26 protein-coding genes are annotated in these 25392 nt (G+C 67.6%); 16 read left to right on the top strand and 10 right to left on the bottom strand.

Features of this window, described 5'->3' with window-relative positions; translation table 11 throughout:
• Positions 1-49 precede the first annotated feature (49 nt).
• On the bottom strand, positions 50-754 hold the full coding sequence (locus ACQY68_RS04535; RefSeq protein WP_428151866.1) for an SDR family NAD(P)-dependent oxidoreductase: 705 nt from the start codon (positions 752-754) through the stop codon (positions 50-52).
• A gap of 109 nt (positions 755-863) precedes the next feature.
• Between ACQY68_RS04535 and ACQY68_RS04530 the strand changes: the two genes are divergently transcribed.
• Complete coding sequence (locus tag ACQY68_RS04530) at positions 864-1826, top strand: acyl-CoA thioester hydrolase/BAAT C-terminal domain-containing protein (protein ID WP_428151865.1); 963 nt, start codon at positions 864-866, stop codon at positions 1824-1826.
• A gap of 6 nt (positions 1827-1832) precedes the next feature.
• Here the strand turns inward: ACQY68_RS04530 and ACQY68_RS04525 are convergent, their stop codons facing one another.
• Positions 1833-2234, bottom strand: a complete 402-nt coding sequence (locus ACQY68_RS04525; protein WP_428151864.1) for a DUF805 domain-containing protein — start codon at positions 2232-2234, stop codon at positions 1833-1835.
• A 64-nt stretch (positions 2235-2298) separates the two neighbouring features.
• On the opposite strand from ACQY68_RS04525, the gene ACQY68_RS04520 reads away from it, so the two are divergent.
• Complete coding sequence (locus ACQY68_RS04520) at positions 2299-3000, top strand: HAD family hydrolase (protein ID WP_428151863.1); 702 nt, start codon at positions 2299-2301, stop codon at positions 2998-3000.
• On the opposite strand, the gene ACQY68_RS04515 is transcribed toward ACQY68_RS04520, so the two are convergent.
• The gene (locus tag ACQY68_RS04515) at positions 2991-3785 is read right to left on the bottom strand and encodes a hypothetical protein (RefSeq protein WP_428151862.1); all 795 of its coding nucleotides are present in this window, start codon (positions 3783-3785) and stop codon (positions 2991-2993) included. The genes ACQY68_RS04520 and ACQY68_RS04515 overlap by 10 nt on opposite strands.
• Before the next feature lie 83 nt (positions 3786-3868).
• Positions 3869-6871 carry a TonB-dependent receptor domain-containing protein gene (locus ACQY68_RS04510; protein ID WP_428151861.1) on the bottom strand — a complete coding sequence of 1001 codons (3003 nt, stop codon included), beginning with the start codon at positions 6869-6871 and terminating at the stop codon, positions 3869-3871.
• A 319-nt stretch (positions 6872-7190) separates the two neighbouring features.
• Between ACQY68_RS04510 and ACQY68_RS04505 the strand changes: the two genes are divergently transcribed.
• The 7 genes from ACQY68_RS04505 (at position 7191) to ACQY68_RS04475 (ending at position 15238) form a co-directional block, all read left to right on the top strand.
• Positions 7191-7466, top strand: a complete 276-nt coding sequence (locus ACQY68_RS04505) for a hypothetical protein (RefSeq protein ID WP_428151860.1) — start codon at positions 7191-7193, stop codon at positions 7464-7466.
• Between the two features lie 11 nt (positions 7467-7477).
• Complete coding sequence (carB, locus tag ACQY68_RS04500) at positions 7478-10780, top strand: carbamoyl-phosphate synthase large subunit (protein ID WP_428151859.1); 3303 nt, start codon at positions 7478-7480, stop codon at positions 10778-10780.
• A complete protein-coding gene (locus tag ACQY68_RS04495; protein ID WP_428151858.1) occupies positions 10780-11079 on the top strand; it encodes a DUF1294 domain-containing protein in 300 nt (99 codons plus the stop codon). The genes carB and ACQY68_RS04495 overlap by 1 nt, the downstream gene beginning before the upstream one ends.
• 63 nt (positions 11080-11142) lie before the next feature.
• Positions 11143-12363 carry a hypothetical protein gene (locus tag ACQY68_RS04490; protein ID WP_428151857.1) on the top strand — a complete coding sequence of 407 codons (1221 nt, stop codon included), beginning with the start codon at positions 11143-11145 and terminating at the stop codon, positions 12361-12363.
• A 55-nt stretch (positions 12364-12418) separates the two neighbouring features.
• Positions 12419-12736, top strand: coding sequence for a hypothetical protein (locus ACQY68_RS04485; RefSeq protein ID WP_428151856.1), 318 nt, complete (start codon positions 12419-12421; stop codon positions 12734-12736).
• 215 nt (positions 12737-12951) lie between these two features.
• On the top strand, positions 12952-14265 hold the full coding sequence (locus ACQY68_RS04480) for a hypothetical protein (protein ID WP_428151855.1): 1314 nt from the start codon (positions 12952-12954) through the stop codon (positions 14263-14265).
• A 175-nt stretch (positions 14266-14440) separates the two neighbouring features.
• Positions 14441-15238 (top strand): IPTL-CTERM sorting domain-containing protein, encoded by a 798-nt coding sequence (locus tag ACQY68_RS04475; RefSeq protein WP_428151854.1) that lies wholly within the window; start codon positions 14441-14443, stop codon positions 15236-15238.
• 105 nt (positions 15239-15343) lie between these two features.
• Here ACQY68_RS04475 and ACQY68_RS04470 read toward each other — a convergent pair whose 3' ends face one another.
• Entirely contained in the window at positions 15344-16666 is a 1323-nt protein-coding gene (locus tag ACQY68_RS04470) for a dicarboxylate/amino acid:cation symporter (RefSeq protein WP_428151853.1), read from the bottom strand.
• 69 nt (positions 16667-16735) lie between these two features.
• On the opposite strand from ACQY68_RS04470, the gene ACQY68_RS04465 reads away from it, so the two are divergent.
• Positions 16736-18025 (top strand): glycosyltransferase, encoded by a 1290-nt coding sequence (locus tag ACQY68_RS04465; protein ID WP_428151852.1) that lies wholly within the window; start codon positions 16736-16738, stop codon positions 18023-18025.
• On the opposite strand, the gene mnmH is transcribed toward ACQY68_RS04465, so the two are convergent.
• Both mnmH and selD read right to left on the bottom strand, forming a co-directional pair.
• Positions 18014-19069 carry a tRNA 2-selenouridine(34) synthase MnmH gene (gene mnmH / locus ACQY68_RS04460; protein WP_428151851.1) on the bottom strand — a complete coding sequence of 352 codons (1056 nt, stop codon included), beginning with the start codon at positions 19067-19069 and terminating at the stop codon, positions 18014-18016. The genes ACQY68_RS04465 and mnmH overlap by 12 nt on opposite strands.
• Positions 19066-20109: a selenide, water dikinase SelD gene (gene selD / locus ACQY68_RS04455; RefSeq protein WP_428151850.1), complete on the bottom strand. Its 1044-nt coding sequence runs from the start codon at positions 20107-20109 to the stop codon at positions 19066-19068. The genes mnmH and selD overlap by 4 nt, the downstream gene beginning before the upstream one ends.
• 93 nt (positions 20110-20202) lie before the next feature.
• Between selD and ACQY68_RS04450 the strand changes: the two genes are divergently transcribed.
• From ACQY68_RS04450 to ACQY68_RS04430, 5 genes are all read left to right on the top strand, one after another.
• Entirely contained in the window at positions 20203-20436 is a 234-nt protein-coding gene (locus ACQY68_RS04450) for a cysteine protease (protein WP_428151849.1), read from the top strand.
• A gap of 60 nt (positions 20437-20496) precedes the next feature.
• Positions 20497-21162 (top strand): glutathione S-transferase family protein, encoded by a 666-nt coding sequence (locus ACQY68_RS04445; RefSeq protein WP_428151848.1) that lies wholly within the window; start codon positions 20497-20499, stop codon positions 21160-21162.
• Positions 21163-21213: 51 nt separating this feature from the next.
• Entirely contained in the window at positions 21214-21429 is a 216-nt protein-coding gene (locus ACQY68_RS04440) for a hypothetical protein (RefSeq protein ID WP_428151847.1), read from the top strand.
• A gap of 158 nt (positions 21430-21587) precedes the next feature.
• Entirely contained in the window at positions 21588-22061 is a 474-nt protein-coding gene (gene greA / locus ACQY68_RS04435; protein ID WP_309627413.1) for a transcription elongation factor GreA, read from the top strand.
• A complete protein-coding gene (locus tag ACQY68_RS04430) occupies positions 22052-23035 on the top strand; it encodes a mitochondrial fission ELM1 family protein (protein WP_428151846.1) in 984 nt (327 codons plus the stop codon). Before greA ends, ACQY68_RS04430 begins: the two co-directional genes overlap by 10 nt.
• Before the next feature lie 3 nt (positions 23036-23038).
• Here ACQY68_RS04430 and ACQY68_RS04425 read toward each other — a convergent pair whose 3' ends face one another.
• Entirely contained in the window at positions 23039-23326 is a 288-nt protein-coding gene (locus ACQY68_RS04425; RefSeq protein ID WP_428151845.1) for a hypothetical protein, read from the bottom strand.
• A gap of 71 nt (positions 23327-23397) precedes the next feature.
• Here ACQY68_RS04425 and trxB point away from each other — a divergent pair, with 71 nt between their 5' ends.
• Positions 23398-24405: a thioredoxin-disulfide reductase gene (gene trxB, locus ACQY68_RS04420; RefSeq protein WP_428151844.1), complete on the top strand. Its 1008-nt coding sequence runs from the start codon at positions 23398-23400 to the stop codon at positions 24403-24405.
• A 37-nt stretch (positions 24406-24442) separates the two neighbouring features.
• Here the strand turns inward: trxB and ACQY68_RS04415 are convergent, their stop codons facing one another.
• Together ACQY68_RS04415 and ACQY68_RS04410 are read right to left on the bottom strand one after the other, a co-directional pair.
• Complete coding sequence (locus ACQY68_RS04415; protein WP_428151843.1) at positions 24443-24976, bottom strand: BLUF domain-containing protein; 534 nt, start codon at positions 24974-24976, stop codon at positions 24443-24445.
• Positions 24973-25380, bottom strand: a complete 408-nt coding sequence (locus tag ACQY68_RS04410) for a response regulator (protein ID WP_428151842.1) — start codon at positions 25378-25380, stop codon at positions 24973-24975. Before ACQY68_RS04410 ends, ACQY68_RS04415 begins: the two co-directional genes overlap by 4 nt.
• Between the last annotated feature and the right edge of the window lie 12 nt (positions 25381-25392).

The following is a 25392-nucleotide window of genomic DNA, read 5'->3' as shown; positions in this document are numbered from 1 at the left end:
GACAAGGCCCCGGCGGTCCGGCGTCGTCAAGCGGCTCGATGTCGGGAGCCTAGGCGGGCACCCGTGCGCCGTCCCACGCGAAGACGCCGCCGCTGTCCGCCGGAGTCAGACCATCGAGAACGCCAAGCAGGTATTCCGCAGAAGCGGCGGGTGAAAACAGCCTCTCCGCCGCCACCCCTCTCTGGAACGGTTCGCTCAGCCCGGTATCCACCGTCCCCGGATGCAGGCCCGCCACGATCGCCCGGGGATGAGAGCGCGCCATCTCGATCGCCAGATTGCGAACGACCATGTTCAGCGCCGCCTTGGACGCTCGATAGCTGTGCCAGCCGCCCAGTCGATTGTCGTTGATCGATCCTACGCGCGCCGACAGGGTGGCGAATACGGCGCGCCGGTCGCGGGGCAGCAACGGCAGGAAATGCTTGGCGACCAGCGCCGGACCCACCGTATTGACGCGGTAGTCGCGCAGCAGATGATCCGCTGTCATCGTCCTGAACGAACGTTCGGGGGTCTCTCCGTGATGCAGCACGCCGGTGGCCACGAAGATCAACGTCGGCGCTGGGGTTCCGGCGAACCCCGCAGCGGCTGCGGCGATGCTGTCCTCATTTTCCAGATCCAGTCCCGTCACCGACCGGGAGAGGCGGTGAACGGTCGAGAAGCGGCCGGCCGCGACCAGCGCCTCGGCCACGGCCGCCCCGATGCCGCCGGAGGCCCCGATCACCACAGCGGAAGCGACGTCTGGATCGAAGGTCTGCATGCCGTTGATGAACGCCCTCCATGGGAGAAGAACAAGCCAACATCGGGCCTGCCTCTTGCGCCTCTCGATACTTTGTGTTTCAAAGTTCTTTGAATATGGAGACTCTCTGATGCCGCTATTTGCCCCGACCGCCCTGCTCGCTGCGCTGCTGCTCGCTTGCAGCAGCGCCACCGCCGCCGGCGCCCAAACCCCGGCCGCAGCCGCCGTCGCGCTCGCTCCGCCGACCCGGGAAGTCCGCAACGCAGAGCTGGTCGCCGACTATTTCGCCGCCGATCCGGCGACTGCGTCGCGCGGCGCCGTGATCGTTCTGGGCGGGTCAGAGGGCGGGCTGGGCGGTTCGAGCCGGCTAGCCCGCAGGCTGGCGGCCGATGGCTTCGACGCCATTGCCGTCTCCTACTTCGGCGAGCCGGGTCAGGCGGAGAACCTGGACCTGATCCCGATCGAGCCGGTCGACCGGGCGCTGGCCTGGCTGAACGCGCGCCCCGACGGGCCCGAACCTGTCGCCATTGTCGGCGTGTCGAAGGGCGGCGAATTGGCCCTTCTGGTCGCCAGCCGGAACCCCGCCATCGCCGCCGTCGTCGCGGCGGTGCCGTCGAACGTGGTCTGGGCCGGAATCGACCGGACCGGCGGCGCCGTCGGCTCCTCCTGGACCGCCGACGGTCAGCCTCTGCCCCACGTCCCCTACGACTTGAGCAAGGGGTTCAGCGGTATCTTCAACCTCTATCGCGACAGCCTCTCCGCCGCCTCACCGGAGGCGGAGATTCCGGTCGAACGGATCGCCGGGCCGATCCTGCTGGTCTCGGGCCAGGCCGACACCCTGTGGCCCTCGACCGAGATGGCCAATCGCGTCGAGGCGCGGCTGCGAGCGCACGGCTTCACCCATACGGTCGAGCACCTCGCCTATCCCGATGCCGGCCACGCCGTCTTCGGAGCGCCGGTTCGCGCCGACGCACCGGGGCTCCAGAACGTCACCATGGTCGGCGGCACGGTGGAGGGCCTGGTCGCGGCCCGCGCCGACGTCTGGCCACGGACCCTGTCCTACCTGAGGACGGCCCTGGCGGACGCGGACTGAACGACGTCAGACCGCGCGGCTGCCTTCCGGCGGCTCGCCGTGGGCATTGGCTTCCGGCTGACCCTTTTGGGCGTAGAAGACGATCAGGATGATCGTGCCGATCAACGGGATCAGACCCAGCAGAACCCACCAGCCCGTCTTGCCCGTGTCGTGCAGCCGTCGAATCGCGACCGCCAGAAAGGGGATGAAAGAGCCGAGGACGAAGATCGCCGTCAGCGGACCCGACGAGGAAAAGTCGAACCCGCCATTCCCGACCACGGCCCTGCCGGTCCCGAACAGCATGCCGTCGATGATTCCGAGGATCGCGGCGGCGATGAAATAGAACAGGACGAAGTACCAGAACTCCTTGCGGTCCGATCGACCGGTGAACTGGGCGTATTTCTTGTAAGGCAGGATGAAGTCGTTCATGCGTCTCTCCCTCGCTGAGGGCTCTCGCCTATCACGAATCGGCAAAGTTCATATCGGTTCGACCATGACCATCACCACCGTCGGGCTCGATGCCGATGATACCCTCTGGCACAACGAGACCATCTTCCGCCTGACCCAGGCGCGGTTCATGGACCTGCTCGCCGACCATGGCGATGAGGAGACCATCGAGGCGCGGATGGCCGACACGGAGCGGCGGAACCTCCGCCTCTACGGCTACGGGGTGAAGGGCTTCACCCTGTCGATGATCGAGACGGCGATGGAGCTGTGCGACGGCGGCGCTCCGCCGGAGGTCGTGCGCGAGATCCTCGCCGCCGGGCGAGAGATGCTGAGCCATCCGGTCGAGACGCTGCCCGGCGTCGACGAAGCCCTGGCGAAATTGTCCGAACGCTACCGCCTCGTCCTGATCACCAAGGGCGACCTGATGGATCAGGAGCGCAAGGTCGCCGCCTCGGGTCTGGGCGACCTGTTCGCGGCGGTCGAGATCGTGTCCGAGAAGGATCGCGGGACCTACGACCGCATCTTCGCCCGTCACGGCACGGGGGCGGCCGAGGCGGTCATGGCCGGCAATTCGGTGAAGTCGGACGTCATCCCGGCCATCGAGGCCGGCGCCTTCGCCGTCCACATTCCCTATCACGTCACCTGGGCCCATGAGATCGCCGAGCCCCCGGTCGATCACCCGCGCTTCGGTCTCCTCGACAGTATCGCCAATCTGCCCGCCTGGATCGCCGGGCGCGATCAGGCGTAACCGAGCAGCGTCCTCAGACCCGGCGCGTGGAACTCCACCAGCGCCTTCTGGGCTTCCGGCAAGACATCGGGGAAGACGAGGCCCTCGGGCAGTTTCAGGTTCTCGCGCGCGGTGCGGCTCTTCTTCCGGTCCGCGCCCGTGACAACCCGCTCGCGCCAGTCGTCTGGCCTGTCGATGCCGGCGGCGGTCAACAGGTCGGCGATCAGCCGCTCGCTCTCCGGCGCATCGAGGTCGCGCACGGCGGCGACCAGATCTTCGTAGCGGACCAGATGCACCCCCGTGCCGAGCCAGGCCGCCGCATTGTGGGTGTAGATGTCGATCAGGGCCGGCGACTTCTGGTGCACGCCGAAGATCATCATGTTCATCAAGGCCTCGGCCGAGAACAGGCCGGGCGTCTTCAGATGCTGGATGTTGTCCTGCTCGAACTCGTCCGAGACGAAGAAGCGGGCGCGCGCCAGCACCCAGTCATACGGGTCACGCACCAGCAGGATGTGCCGGGCGAACCGGATGTTGGCCAGCGACTGGTCGCTGAACAGCAGATGGGCCGCCGCCAGCCTGGGCGCGTTCGGATCGAAGGCGTCGAGGTGCTGGTGCATGTTGGGGATCTGGACAAAATCCCGGTCGTGATGCTGGTCCACCGGGACGAACATCCGCAGCACGTTCCGTAGCAGATGGGTCCCGCCCTTGGGGATGCTGTTGACGAGCAGGGGCTGTTTCAACGGCGTCTGGGCGAAGCGCGCGACCTCGGCGTCCAGCGTGTCCTTCATGCCCTTGATGATGGCCATGGGTTTCCTTGAAAGCAGCGGCGAAACGGAAAAGGGCGGCGGATCGCTCCGCCGCCCTTCGTCCTAGCGTGGATCGGTCCGGATCAGAACGACCTGGACAGGCGCATGAAGGCGCGCCGGCCGTAGTAGGCCTCGGTGTACTGCGACTGCAGGACCGAGTTGCCGGTGGTGCCCACCGAGATCGACGAGGCGGCCGGCGGCAGTTCGTCGAACACGTTGGCGAGGCCGCCCGAGATTTCCCAGCCTTCGCCTTCGTAGCTCAAGGACAGGCTGTGGAAGCCCGTGAACTCGGCATAGGCCTTGGTTTCGGTCGTCCGGCCGTCGATCACCTGGTTCAGGTTGCCGCCGTTGCGGATGATGTCCGGGCGGGCGTCCTGATTGCCGATCCAGTCCCAGCCCCAGAATGCGGTCCAGGGACCGCGCTCAAGGGTCAGATTGACGTTGCCGACCAGTTCCGGATTGCCGATGTCGCCCAGGAAGTCCGTGCCGAAGTTGGCGAAGGTCGACTGGTTGCTCTCGAACGTCCAGGTCGTCTGCGTATCGATCGTGAAGACACCGAAGTCGAAGTCGTGGAACCAGCGCGCCGTGAAGTCGATGCCGCGGTTGTTCTGTTCCGCGATGTTCAGATAGCTGTCGCGGACCTCGTCGATCGACTTGGTCACGCTGTTGCGATCGAACTGGTTGCAGATCGGATCGGTGGGGAAGCTTTCCGACAGATAGCAGGCCTGCAGGATGCCGGCGGCCCCGAGCACGTCGACCTGGTCCTCGATGGCGATGTCGAAGTAGTCGACGGCCAAGCTCAGGTCGCTGCCGGCCGGCGTCAGGATGACGCCGATGACCGTGGCTTGCGAGGTCTCGGGCTCCAGCACGCCCAGCCCGCCGCCGGTGACGACCGTGGCGGTCACCACGCCGCCGGTGAAGGTCGGCAGCACCCCGCCGCCCGGACCCGCCGTGCTGGTGCAGTTCCGGTAGATCGGGCTGGTGGTCTGGATGCTGCCGTCGGCGACCCGCTGACCCAGGTTGAGGCAGGGGTCGATGTTGCGCTGACCGATGAAGCTGGTCTGGTCGGCCAGGTACAGTTCGAACAGGGCCGGCGCGCGGAACGAGGTGCCGTGAGTGGCGCGGACGCGGATCGAGTCCGTGATCTCCCAGTTCAGACCGACCTTGTAGGTCGAGGCGTCGCCCGACGTCTTGGTGTCAGTGTAGCGACCCGACAGCGACATTGTCAGGCGTTGTGCGAACGGCACGTCGGCCAGAAGCGGGATCGAGAACTCGCCGTAGACTTCGTTGGTGTCTTCGGTGCCGGCGGTGATGCCGCCGCCAGAAAGACCCCAGCTGTTGTCGGCCAGGGTGATCGGCCCGGGCGTATCCTCGATCTCGTCGCGCCGAACGTGGAAGCCGAACGCGGCGCCCAGCGGACCGGCCGGCAACTCGTACAGGGTGCCGCCGATGGTGCCTTCGAGATACATCTGCTCGTAGATGGTCTTGCCGGTGTCGGTGTCGAACAGGAAGGCCCGCTCCGCCGGCGTCAGGCGACCGGCGAGGAAGTCAGGCCTGGTGAAATCGACGTCGATGCAGGGACGGCCGCTGACCGGCAGGTTGGTGCCGACACAGGACCGCGTCTTGAAGCTGGTCGAGTCCACGGCGTCCTGAAGGATGACGTCTGTTGTGTATTCACCGTCCGAGCGGCTGTACTGGGCGAACACGTCCCACTGCCAGCCGCCGAGCGCGCCGCGCACGCCGGCTACGGCGCGGGTGTAGTCCACCTTCTGCGACTGATCGAAGTGGTCGGTAATCGGGGTGGCGCTGAGGATGTTTGCGCCGCGGAAGCCCGTCACGGGGTCGCCGCCGCCGCCGCCGTAGACGAGATTGAGGAAGTCGGCCGTGTAGGTGTAGTTCCAGAACTGACGATAGCTGTCGGTGCGGCTCTCGCGACGGTTCAGCAGGATTTCGGCATAGGCTTCAACGCCGCCGCCGATCTCATAGGCGCCCTCGGCGAAGACCGTGTAGCGGGTCGTTTCCGGGATGATCGATTCTTCCAGAGCATATTCGCTGAGGTTGTTCGTCACGGCCCGCGACGGGGTGTCGTAGTTGACGATGTAGAAGCCGGTCGGGGCGGTCGGATACTGGGCCGAGACCGCCGGGTTGGTCGGCCGGCGCGGGATATAGGTCCCGAGGTTGCCCTCGTAGTCGAACTGGAAGCGACCGGCGCGGCCCGAGAAGTCGGGGCCGTAGACGTAGATCTGGCCCCAGGTCAGGTCGGTGCACTGCGGTTGACCCGTGCGCGGGTCGATCCGGTCGGCGCGGTTGCGGGTCCCAGGCTCGAACACATACTGGTTGCGACAGACGAGGTAATCGCGCTCGCCGGCGGCCAGCTTTTCCTGCCGGTAATAGTCGGCCGACAGATTCAGGTAGCCGCGATCGAAGTTCCGGCCCCAAGCGGCCGAGGCGTTGTACTGCTCGCCGCCACCCTCGATCGGAACCGTGCCGAACACATTCATCACGCCGCCGTCGCGGCCGCGCTCGGTGATCAGGTTCACCACCCCGGCCACAGCGTCCGAGCCGTAGATGGACGAGGCCCCGTCCTTCAGGATGTCGACCCGGTCGATCGCCGACTGCGGAATGACGTTCAGGTCGAAGGCCGAGACCGCGCCGCGCGTCCCTGCCGGACCGGCGCGACGGCCGTTCAGCAGCACCAGGGTGCGATTGGCGCCGAGGCCGCGCAGCGAGATGGTCGCCGAACCCGGCCCGCCGTCCGTGACGAAGGCGCTGGAGATCGTGGAGTTCACCTGGGCCGAACCGGCCGCGAGAGTGGAGGACTGCAGCAGCTGCGTCGTGTCGCTGAGACCGCGCTGCCGGGCCCGGTCGGTGGTCAGAATCTGAACCGGCGAGGCGCTGGTGAATTCGTTGGTCGGAATGCGCGACCCGGTAACGACCACCTCTTCGACCGTCGTCGCCTCTTCGTCCTCGGGGTCCTGAGGCGCGGGTGACGCATTCTGTGCGAAGGCAGGCCCGGCAATAACCAGCGCGGCGAACAGGCCGGACGCGATAGCCGAGGATTGTTGCAGTCGATTGCGGAAGAGCATGGCATTCACTCCGTAAAAGTCAGGATCCGTCAGTATTACTGCCGGAAGTTCCCGATCCTGCATCTGGAGCGCGCAATTTGGCAACTCAATTGCCATAGTTTGGCCGCAGGTTGTCGCCCCCGTGACGCAATGCCGCGGCGACCCGTGGCGCCAACGGCATGTCAGACCCCGCTTGCCCCGCAGGGCCGCCGTCTCTAAACGGGCCGCTTAACCGACAACCCGAACGCAACCGGCTCGCTTACCGCGCCGCCGGCCGTTCGCGCGCGAGCGAGAGACGACCCTGCACGAAGACGTCATCAGCCATGAAGACCGGGATGCGATGATCCGCGCGTCCTTGCTGACGCACGGCGATACGGGGATCACGCCACGCCATACTTTGTTCTACTTCTATGGCGAAGGCGACCACGACGACCTGAACGAGGTCGCTCGGCGGGCGGGGTTCCTGACCAAGGGTCAGGACGACGCCACCATTCTTGAAACGACCATGGCGGTCGACGAGGCGGCCTTCGCCCCCGTCAGCGCCATGATGCAATCCTGGGCCGCGGCCTTCCAGCTCGATTACGACGGCTGGGAGTGCGCGGTCGTGACGAACTAGAGGAGGCTGAGATGCCCAAACGTACGGACATCAAATCCATCCTGATCATCGGGGCGGGGCCGATCGTGATCGGTCAGGCGTGCGAGTTCGACTACTCCGGAGTCCAGGCGTGCAAGGCGCTGAAGGCCGAGGGGTATCGAGTCATCCTGGTCAACTCCAACCCCGCCACGATCATGACCGATCCGGACATGGCGGATGCGACCTATATCGAGCCGATCACGCCGGAGATGGTCGAAAAGATCATCGAGAAGGAGCGGCCGGACGCCCTCCTGCCGACCATGGGCGGGCAGACGGCGCTGAACACGGCGCTGGCGCTGGATGCGAACGGGGTGCTGGCGAAGTACGGCGTCGAGATGATCGGTGCGAAAGCCGATGTCATCGACAAGGCCGAGGACCGTCAGAAATTCCGCGACGCCATGGACAAGCTGGGGCTCGAATCGCCCAAGTCCAAGGCGGCGCATTCATTGGAAGAAGCCCTCGAGGGCCTGGAGTTCGTCGGCCTGCCCGCCGTCGTCCGGCCGTCGTTCACCCTCGCCGGCACCGGCGGCGGCATCGCCTACAACCGCGAGGAGTTCGAGGAGATCGTCTTGCGCGGCCTCGACCTGTCGCCGACCACCGAGGTGCTGATCGAGGAGTCCGTGCTGGGCTGGAAAGAGTATGAGATGGAGGTCGTCCGCGACAAGGCGGACAACTGCATCATCATCTGCTCGATCGAGAACATCGATCCGATGGGCGTGCATACGGGCGACTCGATCACCGTCGCCCCCGCCCTGACCCTGACCGACAAAGAGTACCAGCGCATGCGCACGGGCTCGATCAACGTCCTGCGCGAGATCGGCGTCGAGACCGGCGGATCCAACGTCCAGTGGGCCATCAATCCGGCCGACGGCCGCATGGTCGTGATCGAGATGAACCCGCGCGTGTCGCGGTCGTCCGCGCTGGCGTCGAAAGCCACGGGCTTCCCCATCGCCAAGGTCGCGGCGCGCCTGGCCGTCGGCTACACCCTCGACGAACTGACCAACGACATCACCATGGTGACGCCGGCCTCGTTCGAACCGAGCATCGATTACGTGGTGACCAAGATCCCGCGCTTCGCCTTCGAGAAGTATCCGGGATCGGAGCCCCTGCTCGGCACCTCTATGAAGTCGGTCGGCGAGGTCATGGCGATCGGCCGGACCTTCCAGGAATCGATGCAGAAGGCCCTGCGCGGTCTCGAGACCGGCTTGTCCGGCTTCGACGAGATCGAGATCGAGGGCACGGTGGATGTCGAGGACGACGCCTCGGCCCGCGCCGCCGTCATCCGGGCGCTCGGCCAGCCGACGCCGGACCGGATCCGCGTCATCGCCCAGGCTTTCCGCCACGGCCTGTCGGTCGAGGAGGTCAACGCCGCCTGCGCCTACGAGCCGTGGTTCCTGCGCCAGATCGCCGATATCGTCCGGACCGAAGGCCACATCCGGGTTCAGGGCCTGCCGACCGACCCGACCGAGTTCCGCAAGCTGAAGTCCAAGGGCTTCTCCGACGCGCGTCTGGCCCAGCTGACCGGCGCCACCGAGAAGGCCGTCCGCCATGCCCGGCGTGGCCTGAACGTCCGTCCCGTCTTCAAGCGGATCGACACCTGCGCCGCCGAGTTCGCCAGCGCCACCGCCTATATGTATTCGACCTACGAGACCGGCGCCCTGGGCCAGATCCCGCAGTGCGAATCCGAGCCTACAGGCTTGAAAAAAGCCGTGATTCTGGGTGGCGGGCCGAACCGGATCGGACAGGGGATCGAGTTCGATTACTGCTGCTGCCACGCGGCGTTCGCCTTCGCGGACATCGGCGTCGAGAGCATCATGGTCAACTGCAACCCGGAGACGGTTTCGACTGACTACGACACCTCCGACCGGCTGTATTTCGAACCGCTGACGGCCGAGGACGTGCTCGAGCTGATCGAGGTCGAGCGGTCCAAGGGCGAGCTGATCGGCGTGGTCGTGCAGTTCGGCGGCCAGACGCCGCTGAAGCTGGCCCATGCCCTGCACGAGGACGGCATACCGATCCTGGGCACGTCGCTGGACTCCATCGACCTGGCCGAGGACCGTGAGCGGTTCCAGGTCATGCTCAACGACATCGGCCTGCTGCAGCCGCCGAACGGCCTGGCCCGATCGGCCCAGGAAGCGGCCGACGAAGCCGACCGTGTCGGCTATCCGGTCGTCCTGCGCCCATCCTATGTGCTGGGCGGACGCGGGATGATGATCGTTCACGACCGCGAGGGGCTGGACCGCTACGTCGGCGAGGCGATGCGGGTCTCGGGCGACGATCCCGTCCTGATCGACCACTATCTGAACCGCGCCACCGAGGTCGACGTCGACGCCCTGTGCGACGACGAGACGGTCTTCGTGGCCGGCGTTCTGGAGCATATCGAGGAAGCCGGCGTCCACTCGGGCGACAGCGCGTGCTCGATGCCGCCGTGGTCGCTGAAGCCCGAAACGGTCGCCGAGCTGAAGCGCCAGACCGAGGCCATGGCGCGCGCGCTCAAGGTGCGCGGCCTGATGAACGTTCAGTTCGCCATCGAGGAACCGCACAGCGAGAACCCGCGCATCTTCGTGCTGGAAGTGAACCCGCGCGCGTCACGCACGGCGCCGTTCGTGGCCAAGACCATCGGCCAGCCGGTCGCCGCCATCGCCGCCAAGGTCATGGCGGGCGTGCCGCTGAAATCCTTCGGCCTGAAGGACGTGCCCTACGATCATATCGCGGTGAAGGAGGCGGTCTTCCCGTTCGCCCGTTTCGCCGGGGTCGACACCATCCTGGGGCCCGAGATGCGCTCGACCGGCGAGGTCATGGGGCTGGACTTCAAGCGTCCCGGCGAGACCGACATGGCGCCCGCCTTCGCCCGCGCCTTCGCCAAGTCCCAGATCGGCGGCGGCACCATCCTGCCCACGGCCGGCTGCGCCTTCGTGTCGGTCAAGGACGACGACAAGCCCTTCATCGTGGAGGCCGTCGCCCTGCTGCTGAAACAGGGCTTCGAGGTCATCGCGACCGGCGGGACCCACGCCTATCTCGAACAGGCGGGCCTGAAGGTCGGCTATGTGAAGAAGGTTCTGGAAGGCCGTCCGAACATCGTCGACGCGATCAAGAACGGCGACGTCCAGTTGGTCATCAACACCACCGAGGGCAAGCAGTCGCTGCAGGACAGCTTCAGCCTGCGCCGCTCGGCCCTGATGACCAAGGTGCCCTACTACACGACGTCGGCGGGGGCGCTGGCGGCGGCCCAGGCGATCGGGGCGATCCAGGCGGACACGCTCGAGGTTCGGCCGATCCAGGACTACGCGCACTGATGTCGTTGAGCCGGATCGACCTGTTTCTGGTCCTTCTGGCGCTCGGCAATCTGCACGCCTTCGTGCGGTTCTGGCTGGACAAACGGGCGGCCGGAACAGGGACCTGGCGGACGCCCGAGCCTGTGCTGCTGGCGGCCGCGCTGTTTGGCGGTTTCGGCGCATGGCTGGGCCAGCACATGTTGCGTCACAAGACGCGCAAGGAGCCGTTCAGAACCCGGCTCGGGCTGACGATTCTCCTGCATCTGGCAGGGGTTGCCGGGATCGTCTGGTGGTTACGGGGCGCAGCAGGACCGTTCTAGTCGGTCGTACCGGTTTGCAGTCTCTGCCGTGTCCGACCACTTCCCGGTGATTTCGGCTAGGCGTTGACCGCGAAAATCGGCGAGTTCGGTCAGGTCGGTTATGCAGAATACTGCACGTTCATGCAGATCCCGCATCGGCCCTCGCGTCCTTCCCGACGCATCCGCGCAGGAGCCGGCGGACGTCGGATCGATTCAACGCTGGCGTGCCGACATGCGCCGTGGTGGTGTGCGCGCATGATCGCAGCATTGATCTTCGCAGGCCTGTTGGCGATCCAGTCGAGGCAGAACTTCTGGATCGTGACGGAGGCGAACGACCGAGAGGTCAGCGTCGTCAATGTCGGCTGGGCCTTCGTGCCGGAGGGGGCGGACTACATCCTCGCGCAGGTCCACACTCAGAATCGACAGGGCACCGCCGCCACGCAATGGACGACGCCAGCCTATACCGAGGAGTCTATCGCCGTCCGGTGCGCCGATCAGACCTTCCTGGTCAGACATTCGTCGACCTCCAGCAGCGTGGCGGATCCGATACGGGTGGCTGATCCCGACGGCGCTTTCGTCAGCGTGGCGACCGATCCGAAGCGCCGAAGACAGGTCGAGGCGGTCTGCCGGCCTCGGGCCGACCAAACGGTCGGTTCCCGGGACCTGTACGAGCTGCTGGGCGCCCATGGAATTCGCACCGGCGGACCGGCGAACCCGCCGCGTCTGGCCGGGCCGCAGCCTTATCCCGTCGCGCCCGGCGAGCGGGCCAGCCCCCGGGAGCCCGTCGGGGGAAGCCCGCCCCGTATCGGCGTCGTGGCGAGCTGGAGAAACAACCCCGGTGGCGGCCTGGTCATCGGGTATGCTCAAAATTCAGCTGGGCGATGGATCACGGAGTTCTATTCCATGAGCCCTTGGGCCGCGGATCCGGCCATGGAAGCGGTGGTGTTCGTGCGCCGGGCGCTCGACTCCTACGAGGCGCAGGAACAGATCCGGTGGGCGGACAGCCGAACCTGCCCAGGCCTGGTGGAGGCGATGCTGCCGGCCAACGACCTGCCTCTTCCGGCTTTGATCCTTCCACTGGACGAGGGCAGCCGGATTCGTAGCCGGAACGCGGGCTTTCCGGCCCCCCCGGCTCCCGACGGACCGGGACCGCACATCTTCTGGGCGCCGGCCCGGGGGCCGGTGGCGATGGATCTCCAGTTCTCCACCAACGGCGGCGCCTGGGTCGACTGGGCCCGCTCCGTGGACCGGGTCCTGGAACCGTGCTGGCGAGACGAGTCTCCGGTCGCACCCCCGACGAATTGACATCACCCGCGCCCCTGCGACCGCTTTCGACGCAGCGGCGTGCCACGGTGCACGAATGGAGCACCATCGTCTGCGCAAGTATCGCGGGCCGGAGACTTGGGCGCAGGTGCGGCAGGCCGATATCGCCGGGGAGTCGGCGCCGTCGCTCGTGCGGCGTTTCGACGTCGGCTACGCCAACCTGAGACGCCGCGCCCGGATCGAGGGCTGGACGCGCAAGGTCATCGCCTGGAAGCTGGACCTGAAGCCGATCCGGGGTGGAGCCGATGAGCCGGGTGGTCTGGAGACGCTGATCAGGTGGGGCGAGGCGCCGCCCAAAGACCCGCAGGAAGCCTTGCGCGAAGCCGTGCGCCGGGCGGCCGGATTGCTGAGCTAGGGCAAGACCGTGGAAGCGACCGCCCTGCTGCGCGCCGCGTCCGCGCTGGCGAAGCTGAGGTTGGCGGCGCGATGAGAAGAAACCGGAGCCTGCTTTCCGCCGGTCACCCAAAATCGGTCTGGACTTTCAGCACCCCGGCTTGCTGATACTCGAGCATGAATGGTCGGTCGAACGATGAGCGTCGGCTCCGGGGGTGGAAAAGCATCGCCGCCTACATGAGCGTGACCGAAAGTACGGCGATCCGCTGGTCCAAGCGGCCGGGATTTCCGGTGGTGCGGTCATCGGACGGAGGGTCGGTCTATGCCCTGACATCCGAGATCGACGCCTGGATTGCGGGCAAGACGGCGCACACCCCGGCCGGAACGGGCGCCGCACTTCCTGCCCCGGCCGGGATGGCCGAAGCCGGCGCCGTCTCGACGACGACGTCCCGAACACGTCGGCTGTTGATCGCAGGCGGAGCGGCGATCCTGGGCGGCGCCGTCGCAGGCGGCGTGGTCCTGATGCGGCGTGACCCCCGGGGTTCCTCCAGACCCGAGATTCGCGATCCTGAGCTGGAAGCCCTCTATATCGACGCGCGGTCGGACGCGGCGGCACGGACGCTGGAGAGCCTGAACCGGGCGGCGGACAAGTTCCGCAACCTTGTCGCCCGCTATCCCGACTTCGTACCGGGATTCACGGGTCTGGCGGACACCTACATCCTGTCATGCGAGTTCGGCTCGACCGACCGGGCTGCGGCATTTCGGGATGCGCGGGCGGCGGTATCGACCGCTCTGGCGATGGAGCCGGACGATGCCGACGCAAACCGGATCATGGGGTTCCTGACCTACTGGACGACGCGGGACGTAGCGGCCGCGAGGCCGTTCTTCCAGAAGGCGGTCGGCGCGGGTCGGACCGACGACCTGAGCCATCTGTGGTTCGGCAACGCCCTGATCGACGGCGGGCGTGTGGCCGAGGGTCTCGAGCAATTGCGGCGGGCGCTGCTGCTGGCGCCGGACTCCCCCGCGGTGCTGACCGACTACGCCATGGGCCTGTGGCAGGCGGGTCAATCCCGGGCGTCGCTGACACGTCTTGCCGACGTCGAGGCGCGGTTCCCGACTCATTCGGCGGCCCCCAACGCGGCGGCTCTGTTCCACCTTCAGGCGGGGGATATCGGGGCCTATCTGGAACAATCGCGACGGTGGGCCACGCTCATTGGCGATGCACGCCAGACGGCGCGGATCGCGGCGGAGGCCACAGTCTTCGCGTCCGGCGGTTCGCAGACGACGCTCCGCCTGATCGCCGGATCGACGCCGATCGTCAGCTCCTTCTGGCATGGCGGTGAGCTGCCCGTGGCCATGGCTGCCTCTATGATCGGCGACCGGCCCCGCGTGCTGGCGATCCTGACGGCGGTAGCGGATCGTGGCGTGACCTGGCGCAACCTGCGCTTTCCGGCCGAGAGTTTCCTGCGCTGGAAAGACGATCCGGAGTTACGCGGGCTGCTGAGGCGCGTGCTCGATCCCGCGACGTTCCCGGATTATCCGAAGGGCTGAGCCACGGCCGCCCCAGGCTTGCGTTGTCATCTGCACGCATCTGCTAGCGGAGCCGCTGCCGGGCATTGTCATGGTCAGTCAGGCGGGATGTTCAGCGGGGCTGCCTCGCCGGAATCGATGAGGCGGTCATCTCCTGTCCGTGGCCGCGCTGCCGCCCGCTTAAAGAGTCTCCGACATGAAGCTGCTCTCCTTGTTGATCACCGCATGCCTGCTGTGGGCCGCACCCGCTCTGGCTTCGGCGCAGACCTACAATCTGACTTCGAACTTCGGCAACGGTTCGGGAACCGTCAGCGGCGCCTTCACCTACGATCCGGTCAGCAGCACCGTTACCTCCGCAACCGTCTCCGTCGGCGCGGGAAACGAGCAGTTGGGCGGCCCCCCGATCAGCGGCGCGACCTACTCCACGATCGCGGCCTCAAGCACGAATTTCCTCGAAGTGCGGAATGGCCCGGCGGCGCCCGGCGCACGTGGCATCGAGATTTACTTCAGCCCTGATCTGCCGAGCGGCGCGCCCTCCGTATTTAATCACTACGAGTACCGGTGCACCGGCGCGTGCACGGGCAAGACCTTCACGCGGCAAGTCGCTACCGGCGCCTCGGTGACACAGGTCCCGTCCGTGTCAGGCCTGACGCCCAACAGTGGACCTGTCGCCGGCGGGACATTGGTCACTCTGACCGGAACAGGATTCACAGCGGCGACGGCCGTCACCTTCGGCGGGACCGCCGCAACGAACGTCACGGTCGTCAGTGCGACCCAGATCACTGCCAGATCACCGGCAGCAGGCGCGGGCGTCGCCGACGTCGCCGTCACAGGCCCGGGCGGGACAAGCGCCAACACGCCAGCCGACAACTTCACCTATGTGGCCGGCCCCGCCCCCGTCCCCACGATGTCCGAGTGGGCGATGATCTTGCTCGGCACGATCCTGGCCGGCGGGGCGGCTCTGATCGTCCAGCGCCGTCAACTGAGCGCCTGAGTTCCGGCCCGATGCTGAAATCGTTCGATCGCAACGAGCGGCCCGGGCCTGTGAGCGAGCCTCCAAGGCGCGGCAGCTGGCTGTTTCGGCTCTACATGGCCTGGTTCAGGGGCGGGGAGCCGAAGCCGCCTCGCTGAGGGTATCAAGCAGGTTGTCGGCGTCGCGGCCCTCGACGATGCGTGCGGCGGCGAGGTCGGCGGTGACGTTGCCGACGGTGCGGAAGATGTCTGGCACCACCTCGACCGCCAGCAGCAGGGGCAGGACCTCCAGAGGCACGCCCATGGCCAGGCAGATCGGGGCGATGGAGGCGAAGAATGAAACCTGACCCGGCAGGCCCACGGTGCCGACGCTGACGGCCAGGGCGGCGAGGCCTCCGGCGAACATGGAGGCGGTGGTGATCTCCGTTCCGGTCAGTTTCGCCACATAGATGACGACGGCCAGGTTCGCGACGGGACTGGTGATGCGGAAGACGGCGACGGCGAGCGGCAGGACGAGGCCGGCGGTCGCGGCCGAGACGCCAAGGCGGCCGACGGCGCGCTCGACCATGATCGGCAGGCAGGCGAGCGAGGACTGGGTGGAGAAGGCGACGACCTGCGCGGGGGCGATCCCCTGCGCGAAGCGGGCCAGGCCGATGCGGCCGGCGAGCGTCGCCACGACGTAGATCAGCAGGATCAGGCCGATCAAGCTGAGGCAGACGAGGGCGATATAGTGGCCCAGCACCCCTGCGGCGCCGAGACCGGCCCGCAGGCCCACGCCGAAGGCCAGGGTGAAGACCCCGAGGGGCGCCACGGCCAGCACCCACTGGACGATGACGATCATCGTGTTGGCGACCGCCTCGAAGAACAGGGCGACAGGCTGGCGCAGACGGGGCTCCAGCCGGGTGGTGGCGAAGCCGAAGGCGATGGCGAAGACGACGATGGCCAGGATGGCGTCGTCGGCCGCGGCCCGGATCGGGTTGGCGGGGGCGAGGCTGGTCAGGAAGGCGCTGAAGCCTCCGCCGCCGACATTGGCGGCCACCTCGCGGGCGGCTTCGGGCGGGGCGCCGGCGAGGAGGGCGGCGGAGCCCTCGGCGCCGATGGGCCAGAGGGCGTGCAGACCCAGCGACGAGGCGAAGGCATAGACGGTGGCGGCGAGCAGCAGGAGGGCGAAGACGATGACGGCCTTCAGCGCCAGACGGCCGGTCGCGGCCGCATCGGCGATGGAGGCGATGCCGGTGACCAGCAGGCTGAAGACCAGCGGGATGATCGTCATGCGCAGGGCGTTCAGCCAGAGCTGCCCCAGCGCATCGATCACGGCCACCGCGCCGGGGCCGCCGGGGATGCCCCAGGCCTGGGCCGCCGCGCCCGCCGCCAGCCCTCCGACCAGGGCGACCATCACCCACAGGCTGAGCGAGGTGAAGATGGCGGCGGTTCTGGAACGGGTGCTCATGCCGCGACGCTAGCACCCGGTTCGGCGGATGCCAGCGCGAACCTTCACGGCGGCGTGCTAGGGTCGCCTATGCCTCCCCGCATCGTCCTCGCCACGGCCGGATCGCTCGGCGACCTGCACCCGTTCATCGCCCTGGCGCTGGCGCTGAAGGCATGCGGATTCGAGGCCGAGATCGCCTCCTCGCCTCAGCACGGCGACAAGATCCGCGCCGAGGGTCTGATCTTCCATCCCATCGGACCGGGCATCGTCGAGCTCGAGGTCATGATGGGGATGACGGAGGCGGAGATCACCGAGGCGGTGACGCGGTCCAGCACCTTCCTGTTCGAAAAGATGCTGTTGCCGCACCTGGAGAGTGGAGCGCGGCAACTGCTGGCGGTGGCCGGGGGCGCGGTTGCCATCGTTGGATCGACCTTCGCCGCCGGGGCGGCGATGGCGGCGGATGTGCTGGGCGTGCCCTTCGTGCCGGTGGCCTTGCAGCCGGCCATCGTCTTCTCGGCCTACGACCCGCCCGCCCTGCCGAACGCGCCTTGGCTGGCGCCGGCGTCGGGAGGGTGGCGGCTGACGCTGAACCGCATGACGATTGCGGCGGCGCGAGCCAGCGGCGCGGGCTGGACGAAGCCGGTGGACCGGATTCGGCGGTCCCTGGGATTAGCGCCGCTGGGCGCCAATCTGCTCCTCGACGGGCTGAAGGATCGGTCGCTGGCTCTGGGCCTCTATTCGCCCTTGCTGAGCGTGCCACAGGTCGATGCGCCGCCCGGGTTCGCCGTGACCGGCTACGCGCTCTACGACAGCGAGACCGGCGGCACGACGACCCGTTCGCCGGCGCTGGAGGCCTTCCTCGCGGCAGGGCCGGCGCCGATCGTCTTCACCCTGGGCAGCGCGGCAGTGATCGTTCCCGGCAGCTTCTATGTCGAGAGCCTGAAGGCGGCGCGGCGGCTGGGGCGGCGGGCGGTGCTGCTGGTGGGGCCGAAAGGCGATGCGGGGATCGCGGACGGGCCGGATGTCGTCGCCGTGCCCTATGCGCCCTATTCGACGCTGTTCCCTCGCGCGGCGGCGGTCGTGCATCAGGGCGGGGTGGGGACGACGCAACAGGCGCTGAGGGCCGGGAAGCCGCAGCTGATCGTGCCGTTCCTGGGGGACCAGTACGATAACGCGGCGCGGATGGTGCGGCTGGGGTGCGGGGCGACGCTGGGGCGGAGGCGGTATCGGGCCGGGCGGGTCGCGGAGGTGTTGAGCGCGGTGCTGGCGGATCCGACCGTGGCGGAGACGGCGACGCGGCTGGGGGTCGTGGCGTCGCGGGAGGATGGTGCGAAGGTGGCGGCGGAGCGGATCGCGGACTTGATCAGGTCAGAGCGGTGACGTGAGGATCAACGCCGCCACCGCATGCGCTGCCCGATCCAGCTCCGTCTCTGACACATCCGCCATCTCCACTCGCCCGATCACCGGCCGGTCGCGGCGGGCGGACATGCGGCGGTAGGCGGGGTCGTAGTGGTCGGCGATCAGGGCGGCGGCGAGCTCTGCGGAGCGGCCGTCGCGAGCCAGGGCTTTCCAGCCGGCGACCGTCTCTCTGGAATGATGCGGCGGGAGGCGGCCCAGCGCGGTCTCCAGCGCGCCGACGTCGGCGGCGATGTCGGCATAGACCCGGGCGGAGAAGGCAGCGCGGGCCTCGACAGGGGCGGACAGTTCGATCACCGAGGCGCGGCCCATGGCGAACCACAGGGCCGGCGGGATCGTGCGGGCGCCGATGCGGCTGGACTCGGCCTCGAGTACGACGGGGCGGGCGGGATCGAGGCGTTCGAGCGCCTCGAACAACCGGCTCTCGAACAGTTTCTGGGACGGCTGGGGACGGCCGGTCGCGCCGAACAGGGAGCCGCGATGGCCGGCGAAGCCTTCGAGATCGAGGATCTGGACGCCGCGATCGACGAGGCGCGGCAGAAGCGCCGTCTTGCCAGAGCCGGTGCCGCCGTCGAGCAGGACGACCGACAGGGCCGGCTCGCCGTAGAGGGCCGCCTGGACCTGGCGCCGCCAGGTCATGTAGCCGCCGTCCAGCACCGTCACCGGCCAGCCGATCTGGTCCATGACGGCGACCATGGCGCCGGAGCGCTGGCCGCCGCGCCAGCAGTGGACCAGAGGGCGGAAGCTTCCGTCGCGATGCTTCAGGGCGCCGTCGAGGTGGGCGGCGATGTTGCGGGCCACCTTCGCCGCGCCGATGCGCCGGGCGAGGAACTTGGATTGCTGGACGTAGAGGGTCCCGATCTCCGCCCGTTCGGCGTCGTCGAGGACCGGCAGGTTAATGGCACCGGGAATGTGGTCCTCGGCGAACTCGGACGGGCTGCGCACGTCGATGATCGCGTCGAAGCCCGCGCGGCCCCCGGGGGACAGGTCGGTGGTGCGGCGGATCAAACGACCCGCACTCCGGCGCCCTCGACGATCCGGCCGACGACGGCAGCCCGGTCGAAGCCGGCCGCGCGGATGGTGGCCAGGACGGCGTCGGCGGCCTCGGGCGCGACGGCGACGAGGAGACCGCCTGAGGTCTGGGGGTCGGTGAGAAGGTCGCGGCGCCAATCTTCGAACGCGGCCGGCAGGGCGATGGCCTCGCCGTAGCCGGCCCAATTGCGCCCGGAGGCGCCGGTCCTGACGCCGTCGCGGGCGAGCGCCTCGACACCGTCCAGAAGCGGAGCCGCGTCCGCGTCAAGTTCGACGCCCAGACCCGAACCGCGCGCCATTTCCAGAGCGTGGCCCAGCAGGCCGAAGCCGGTCACGTCGGTCATGGCGTGGACGCCGTCCATCTCCGCGAGATCGGCGCCGACGGCATTCAGCTTCGTGGTCGAGGCGATCAGGGCGGCGTAGCCGGCGTCGTCGAGCCGCGCCTGTTTCAGGGCCGCCGAGAGGATGCCGACGCCGAGACCCTTGGTCAGAATCAGGACATCGCCCGGCCACGCGCCGCGATTGGTCAGGACACGATCGGGATGGACAACGCCGAGCGCCACGAGGCCGTAGATGGGCTCGACACTGTCGATCGAATGACCGCCGGCGACGGGGATGCCGGCTTCGGCGCAGACGCTGGCCCCGCCCGCCAGGATCCGGCCGATGATCTCGGTCGACAGGACGTTCACCGGCATGCCGACCAGCGCCAGGGCGAAGATCGGCCGCCCGCCCATGGCGTAGACGTCGGACAGGGCATTGGTCGCGGCGATCCGGCCGAAGTCGAACGGGTCGTCGACCACCGGCATGAAGAAGTCGGTCGTCGCGACGAGCGCCTGCTGATCGTTGAGACGCCAGACGGCGGCGTCGTCGGACGTCTCGATCCCCACCATCAGATTGGCGAAGGCCGCCGCCTGGGGCGTCCTGGACAGGATGTCACGCAACACGCCCGGCGACAGCTTGCACCCGCACCCGCCGCCATGGGCGAGAGACGTGAGGCGAGGGTCGGGTGTGGTCATCAGACCGGTGTGGGCGAAAGCGCGCAGGCTTTCAATCTCGGTGAACCTGAGCCGGACCGGACCGTTACTGCTCGTGAACTTGAGGAGATAACCATGGCCCTGTCCCGTATCGCCACCGTCATCGGCGGCCTTCTGCTGTCAAAGAGCGGACGCGGGTTCGCCGGTCGGCATGCCGGGAAACTGGCGCTGGCGACCCTGGCCTATGAACTGTGGCAGGGCCGTCGGACCGGGGTGACGCCGAGCCTGAACCGGGCCGGGCGCGCATCTCAAGGCGGGGCTCAGGCCCAGGGGCATCCCCGTCAGCGCTGGAGCGGGCGCACCCGCTAACGGCGCTTGCCCTCCCCGGCGTCAACGTCGCTAAGGTGATCCAAACCGGGGAGAGCCGCCATGATCGTCGTCCACCACCTGAACAACTCCCGCTCCCAGCGCGTGCTGTGGCTGCTGGAGGAAATGGGTCTCGACTACGAGGTCAGGCGCTACGAGCGGAACGCCCAGACCATGCTGGCCCCGCCCGAGCTGCGCGCCATCCATCCGCTGGGCAAGTCGCCGGTTATCCAGGACGGGGACATCATCGTCGCCGAGACCGGGGCCATCGTCGAACACCTGCTGGGCGCCTATCCAGAGCATGGGCTGAAACCCACGGCCGGGACAGCGGCGGGGCGGCGGTTTACATACTGGCTGCACTACGCCGAGGGGTCTGCGATGACGCCCCTGCTGCTGAAACTGGTGTTCGGCGCCCTGCCGACACGATCTCCCGGTCTGGTGCGACCGCTGGTCAAGGCGATCGCCAACAAGGCGCAGGCCAGCTTCATCGACCCGCAGATCGCGGCCCACACCGCCTATTGGGAGGCTGAGCTGGCGAAGTCGCCCTGGTTCGCCGGCGACGCCTTCTCGGCCGCCGACATCATGATGAGCTTCCCGCTGGAGGCCGGGGCCAGCCGTGCGCCCTATGGCCCGGACAAGCCCAGGCTCAAGGCCTTTCTGCAGACCATCCACGCCCGGCCGGCCTATCAGCGGGCGCTGGAGCGCGGGGGACCCTACGCCTACGCCTGAACCCGATATCCGGAGTCGCAACCGGCTGACCGGGCGCGCGTTAACCTGCCCATGCAGTTGAAAACAATCCAGATCGCGGCCGGACTGGGCGCGGCTATCGCCTTTCTCCTCGCCTTCATGGCTGCGGGTGCGATGCTGGCATCGCTGCTGTTCGCCGTGATCGGCGCGTCCCTGATCGCCTGGATCGTCTATGGCCTGGCCAGGACGATGCTTGATCGGCGTCTGTCGCACGGTCGTCATCCCGCCGTGCGACCTCCCGCGGGCTGATCCGGCAGACGCCTTCCTGGCCGGACCTTGAGTTTCCGCGCCGGGCGCCCTAGCTTCTTCGGCCGGTCGCGCGCGCCCAGCGACCAGCGTATTCGCCAGAGTTTCTCTTAAGTCCCCTCTCCGGTTTACCGGGCGACAAGTCAGAAAATCACGACCACATGGAAAAAGTGCCGATGACGGCCGAGGGTTACCGCTCCCTCGACGATCAGCTTAAGCAATTGAAGTCGGTGGAACGTCCCAGCGTCATCGCAGCGATTTCCGAGGCCCGTGAACACGGTGACCTGTCGGAAAACGCCGAGTACCACGCAGCCAAGGAACGCCAGGGGTGGATCGAAGGCTCGATCGCCGACATCGAGGACAAGATCAGCCGCGCCCAGGTCATCGACGTGACCAAGCTCAGCGGTGATCAGGTCAAGTTCGGCGCCACCGTCACCGTGGTCGACGAGGACACCGAGGAAGAAGGCCGCTACCAGATCGTCGGCGAGCACGAGGCCGACGTGAAACAGGGCAAGATCTCCATCTCCTCGCCCATCGCCCGCGCCATGATCTCCAAGGCCGTCGGCGACACCGTCGAGGTGAACACCCCCGGCGGCGTGAAGGCCTACGAAATCCTCAAGGTCGAGTGGAAGTAGGGCCAGGCCCTCTTCGTATCGCGGTCGTCTCCGACGGCCGTATCGGCATGGAAAATCAGGCGCTCGGCCTTGCCGAGGCGGTTGCGCGCCTGACTCCTGCGATCATCGAAACCAGACGTGTGAAATGGCGGCCGGCGTTCGACTGGCTGCCGGTCGCGTTAAAGGCGCCGTGGATGCTGGCCTCGGCGTCGCCCCTCCCCTCTGATGGCGAAGCGTGGCCCGATCTGTGGATCGCGACGGGTCGGGCGACCCTGCCCCTGTCTTTGGCCGCGCGACGGCTGAGCGGCGGCAGGACCTTCGTGGTCCAGACCCAGGACCCGCGTCTCGATCCCGCGCTGTTCGACATGGTGGTGGCTCCTGCCCACGACGGCCTGACCGGCGCCAATGTCGTCTCGATCACCGGATCGCCCCATCGCATCACGCCCGAAGTCCTGGCCCAGGCGGCGTCCGCCTTCGCAGACCGGCTCGGCGCCCTGCCCCGTCCGCGCGTGGCGGTTCTGATCGGAGGCAAATCCCGGGCCTTCGACCTGACGCCGGCCCATGCTGCGTCTCTGGCGGACCGGATCGCGGAGGCGGTGCGGACCTCCGCCGGATCGTTGCTTCTGACCTTCTCGCGCCGCACGCCCGAGGCGGCGAAGACGGTGATGACCGAGCGTCTGGCGGACGTGCCCGGCTGGATCTGGGACGGCGAGGGGACGAACCCGCTGTTCGCCTTCCTCGACGCCGCCGACCACATCCTCGTCACCGAGGACAGCGCCAACATGGCCGCCGAGGCCGCCTCGACCGGCAAGCCGGTGCATGTCCTGCCGATGGTCGCGCTGAAGCCGCCGGGCAAGTTCGCTCGGCTGCACGCAGATCTGGAGGCGAAGGGCGCGTTGCGGCCGTTCGACGGGAATCTGGAACGCTGGACCTATGCGCCGCTGGCCGAGACGGATCGGGCCGCGCGGGACGTCCTGAAACGGATGGGTCGATAGGGCTCAGTCGCCGCCGCCACCACCGCCATCCGATCCACCGTCGCCGTCGCCGGCGTCGTTGTCCCTCGACCGACCACTGTCGCCGAAGACCGGGGTCGAGCCTCCATCGCCATTGCCCTTGCGTTTCGCCTTGTCGCGGGCGTCCAGCGCAGCGCCGATGGCGACGCCCAGAGCCACGCCGACCGCGATGCCGACGGGCAGGCTGCCGATCGCGACGCCGATGGCGGAGCCCAGGCCGACGCCGATCGCCAGCCCCACGCCGATGAAGCTGCGTTGCGGTTGAACGGCCATCTGTCGTCTCTCCACGAATTTCCATGGGGCCCGGCGTCGCGCCGGGCGGAATCAGCGACTAGATAGCACTCATGAGCACTCCGAGAACGATCCGTGTCGCCATCATCGGCTCCGGCCCCGCCGGCTGGACTGCCGCGATCTATGCGGCGCGCGCCAACCTGAACCCGGCGGTCATCGCCGGCATCCAGCCGGGCGGCCAGCTGACCATCACCACCGATGTGGAGAACTATCCGGGCTTCGCCGAGACCATCCAGGGGCCCTGGCTGATGGAGCAGATGAAGGCCCAGGCCCTGCATGTCGGTACGGAGGTGATCGAGGACATCGTGGTCTCCTGCGACCTGTCCCAGCGGCCGTTCCGGCTGAAGCTGGATTCGGGGACCGAACTGCTGGCCGAGACGGTCATCATCTCCACCGGCGCCCAGGCCAAATGGCTGGGGCTAGAGAGCGAGCAGAAATACCAGGGCTTCGGCGTCTCCGCCTGCGCAACCTGCGACGGCTTCTTCTATCGCGGCAAGAACGTCATCGTCGTCGGCGGCGGGAACACCGCCGTGGAGGAGGCGCTGTTCCTGACCAATTTCGCGGCCAAGGTTACGGTCGTGCATCGGAAGGACGAGTTCCGCGCCGAGAAGATTCTGCAGGACCGGCTGTTCGCCAATCCGAAGGTCGAGGTCATCTGGAACCACGCCGTCGACGAGATCCTCGGCCAGTCGGACGGCATCGCCTCCAACGTCACCGGCGTTCGACTGAAGCATGCCCAGACAGGATCGACACAGGAGGTCCAGGCGGACGGCGTCTTCATCGCCATCGGCCATGCCCCGTCGTCGGAACTGTTCCAGGGCCAGCTGGAGACCAAACAGGGCGGATATCTTGTGGTGAAGCCCGGCACGACAGCGACCAATGTCGAGGGCTGCTACGCCGCCGGCGACGTCACCGACGACGTCTACCGTCAGGCCGTCACGGCCGCCGGAATGGGGTGCATGGCTGCACTGGAGGCGGTGCGTTTCCTTGCCGAGGAAGACCACGCCAAGGCGCACCATCCGATCAGCCACCACGAGGCGGAGAAGATTGGAGTCTGGTGATCCCTGGTCAGGACGAGCGGGCCGCCAACAAGGCGGCTCAGGCGCGTGGGCTGGACGAGAGCGTGGCGATGTTTTCCGGAACAGGGCCGGCATCGCGGGAAGAGCGTCGCCCCTCCAGCACGGCCTCTTGCTGCGCCACCGCGCGACCCAACACGGCGGCGAAGTCCGCGACCCCGGCGTCGGCGTCGTTGATCAACAGGGCCAGCAAGGACAACTCGCTCGCCGCCAGTCGCGGACTGACCATATCCCAGTCGCCGAACAGGCGCACCGTCGCCACACGGCGCTCGATGATCGTCAGGTCGGTATGTCGGGTGTCGCGTTCCAGCCTGTCCAGCAATCGGTCGATGACGATCTCGGCGCCCTCGATGACCTGCACGAAATGACCGTCGACGGCGGTCAGGACGCCCGTGATGCCGTCGCGGGCGTTGCCGGTCCGGGCCTGATACAGGATGTCGGACATCTGAAGAACGCTTTCGGCGCCGTTGCAGCTAAGGCTTCGGTAAACGAGCTGGATCAGACGCCCGGGGCGGTCAGGAGCCGGTTTTGAAAATGTATCGGTCGTGGGGCTCAAGCGAAGATCTGAAGCTCCGGCGGAGCGTATTCGACCGGTCGCCCCTGACGCCGACGAAGGGCGTAATCCACCGCTGTTTGAACGGCGCGCTCATCGGTCGGCTTCGACAGGACGCCGATCGTGCCGGCGACGCCCTCGCGGACCATGCCGGGGTTTGCAGTCATGAACAGGACGGTCACGCCCCTCTGCTGACCCAGTTCGCGACCCAGATCGATACCGGTCGGCCCGTCGGACAGATGAATGTCGACGAGGGCCAGATCGATGTCGTTCTCGGACGCGATCGACCGGGCGCTCTTCGCATCCGCCGCCGTGGCGATGACCTCATGTCCAAGATCCTCCAGCACGAAGCGGAGTTCCATGGCCACGAGAGCCTCGTCTTCGATGATCAGGATACGCGCAGTCATAGCCTTGTTATG

The organism is Brevundimonas sp. (genome assembly GCF_965278935.1).
In the GTDB taxonomy this organism is placed as follows: Bacteria; Pseudomonadota; Alphaproteobacteria; order Caulobacterales; family Caulobacteraceae; genus Brevundimonas.
The sequence above is the reverse complement of the archived record's forward strand: the minus strand, read 5'-3'. Positions and strand labels throughout refer to the sequence as shown.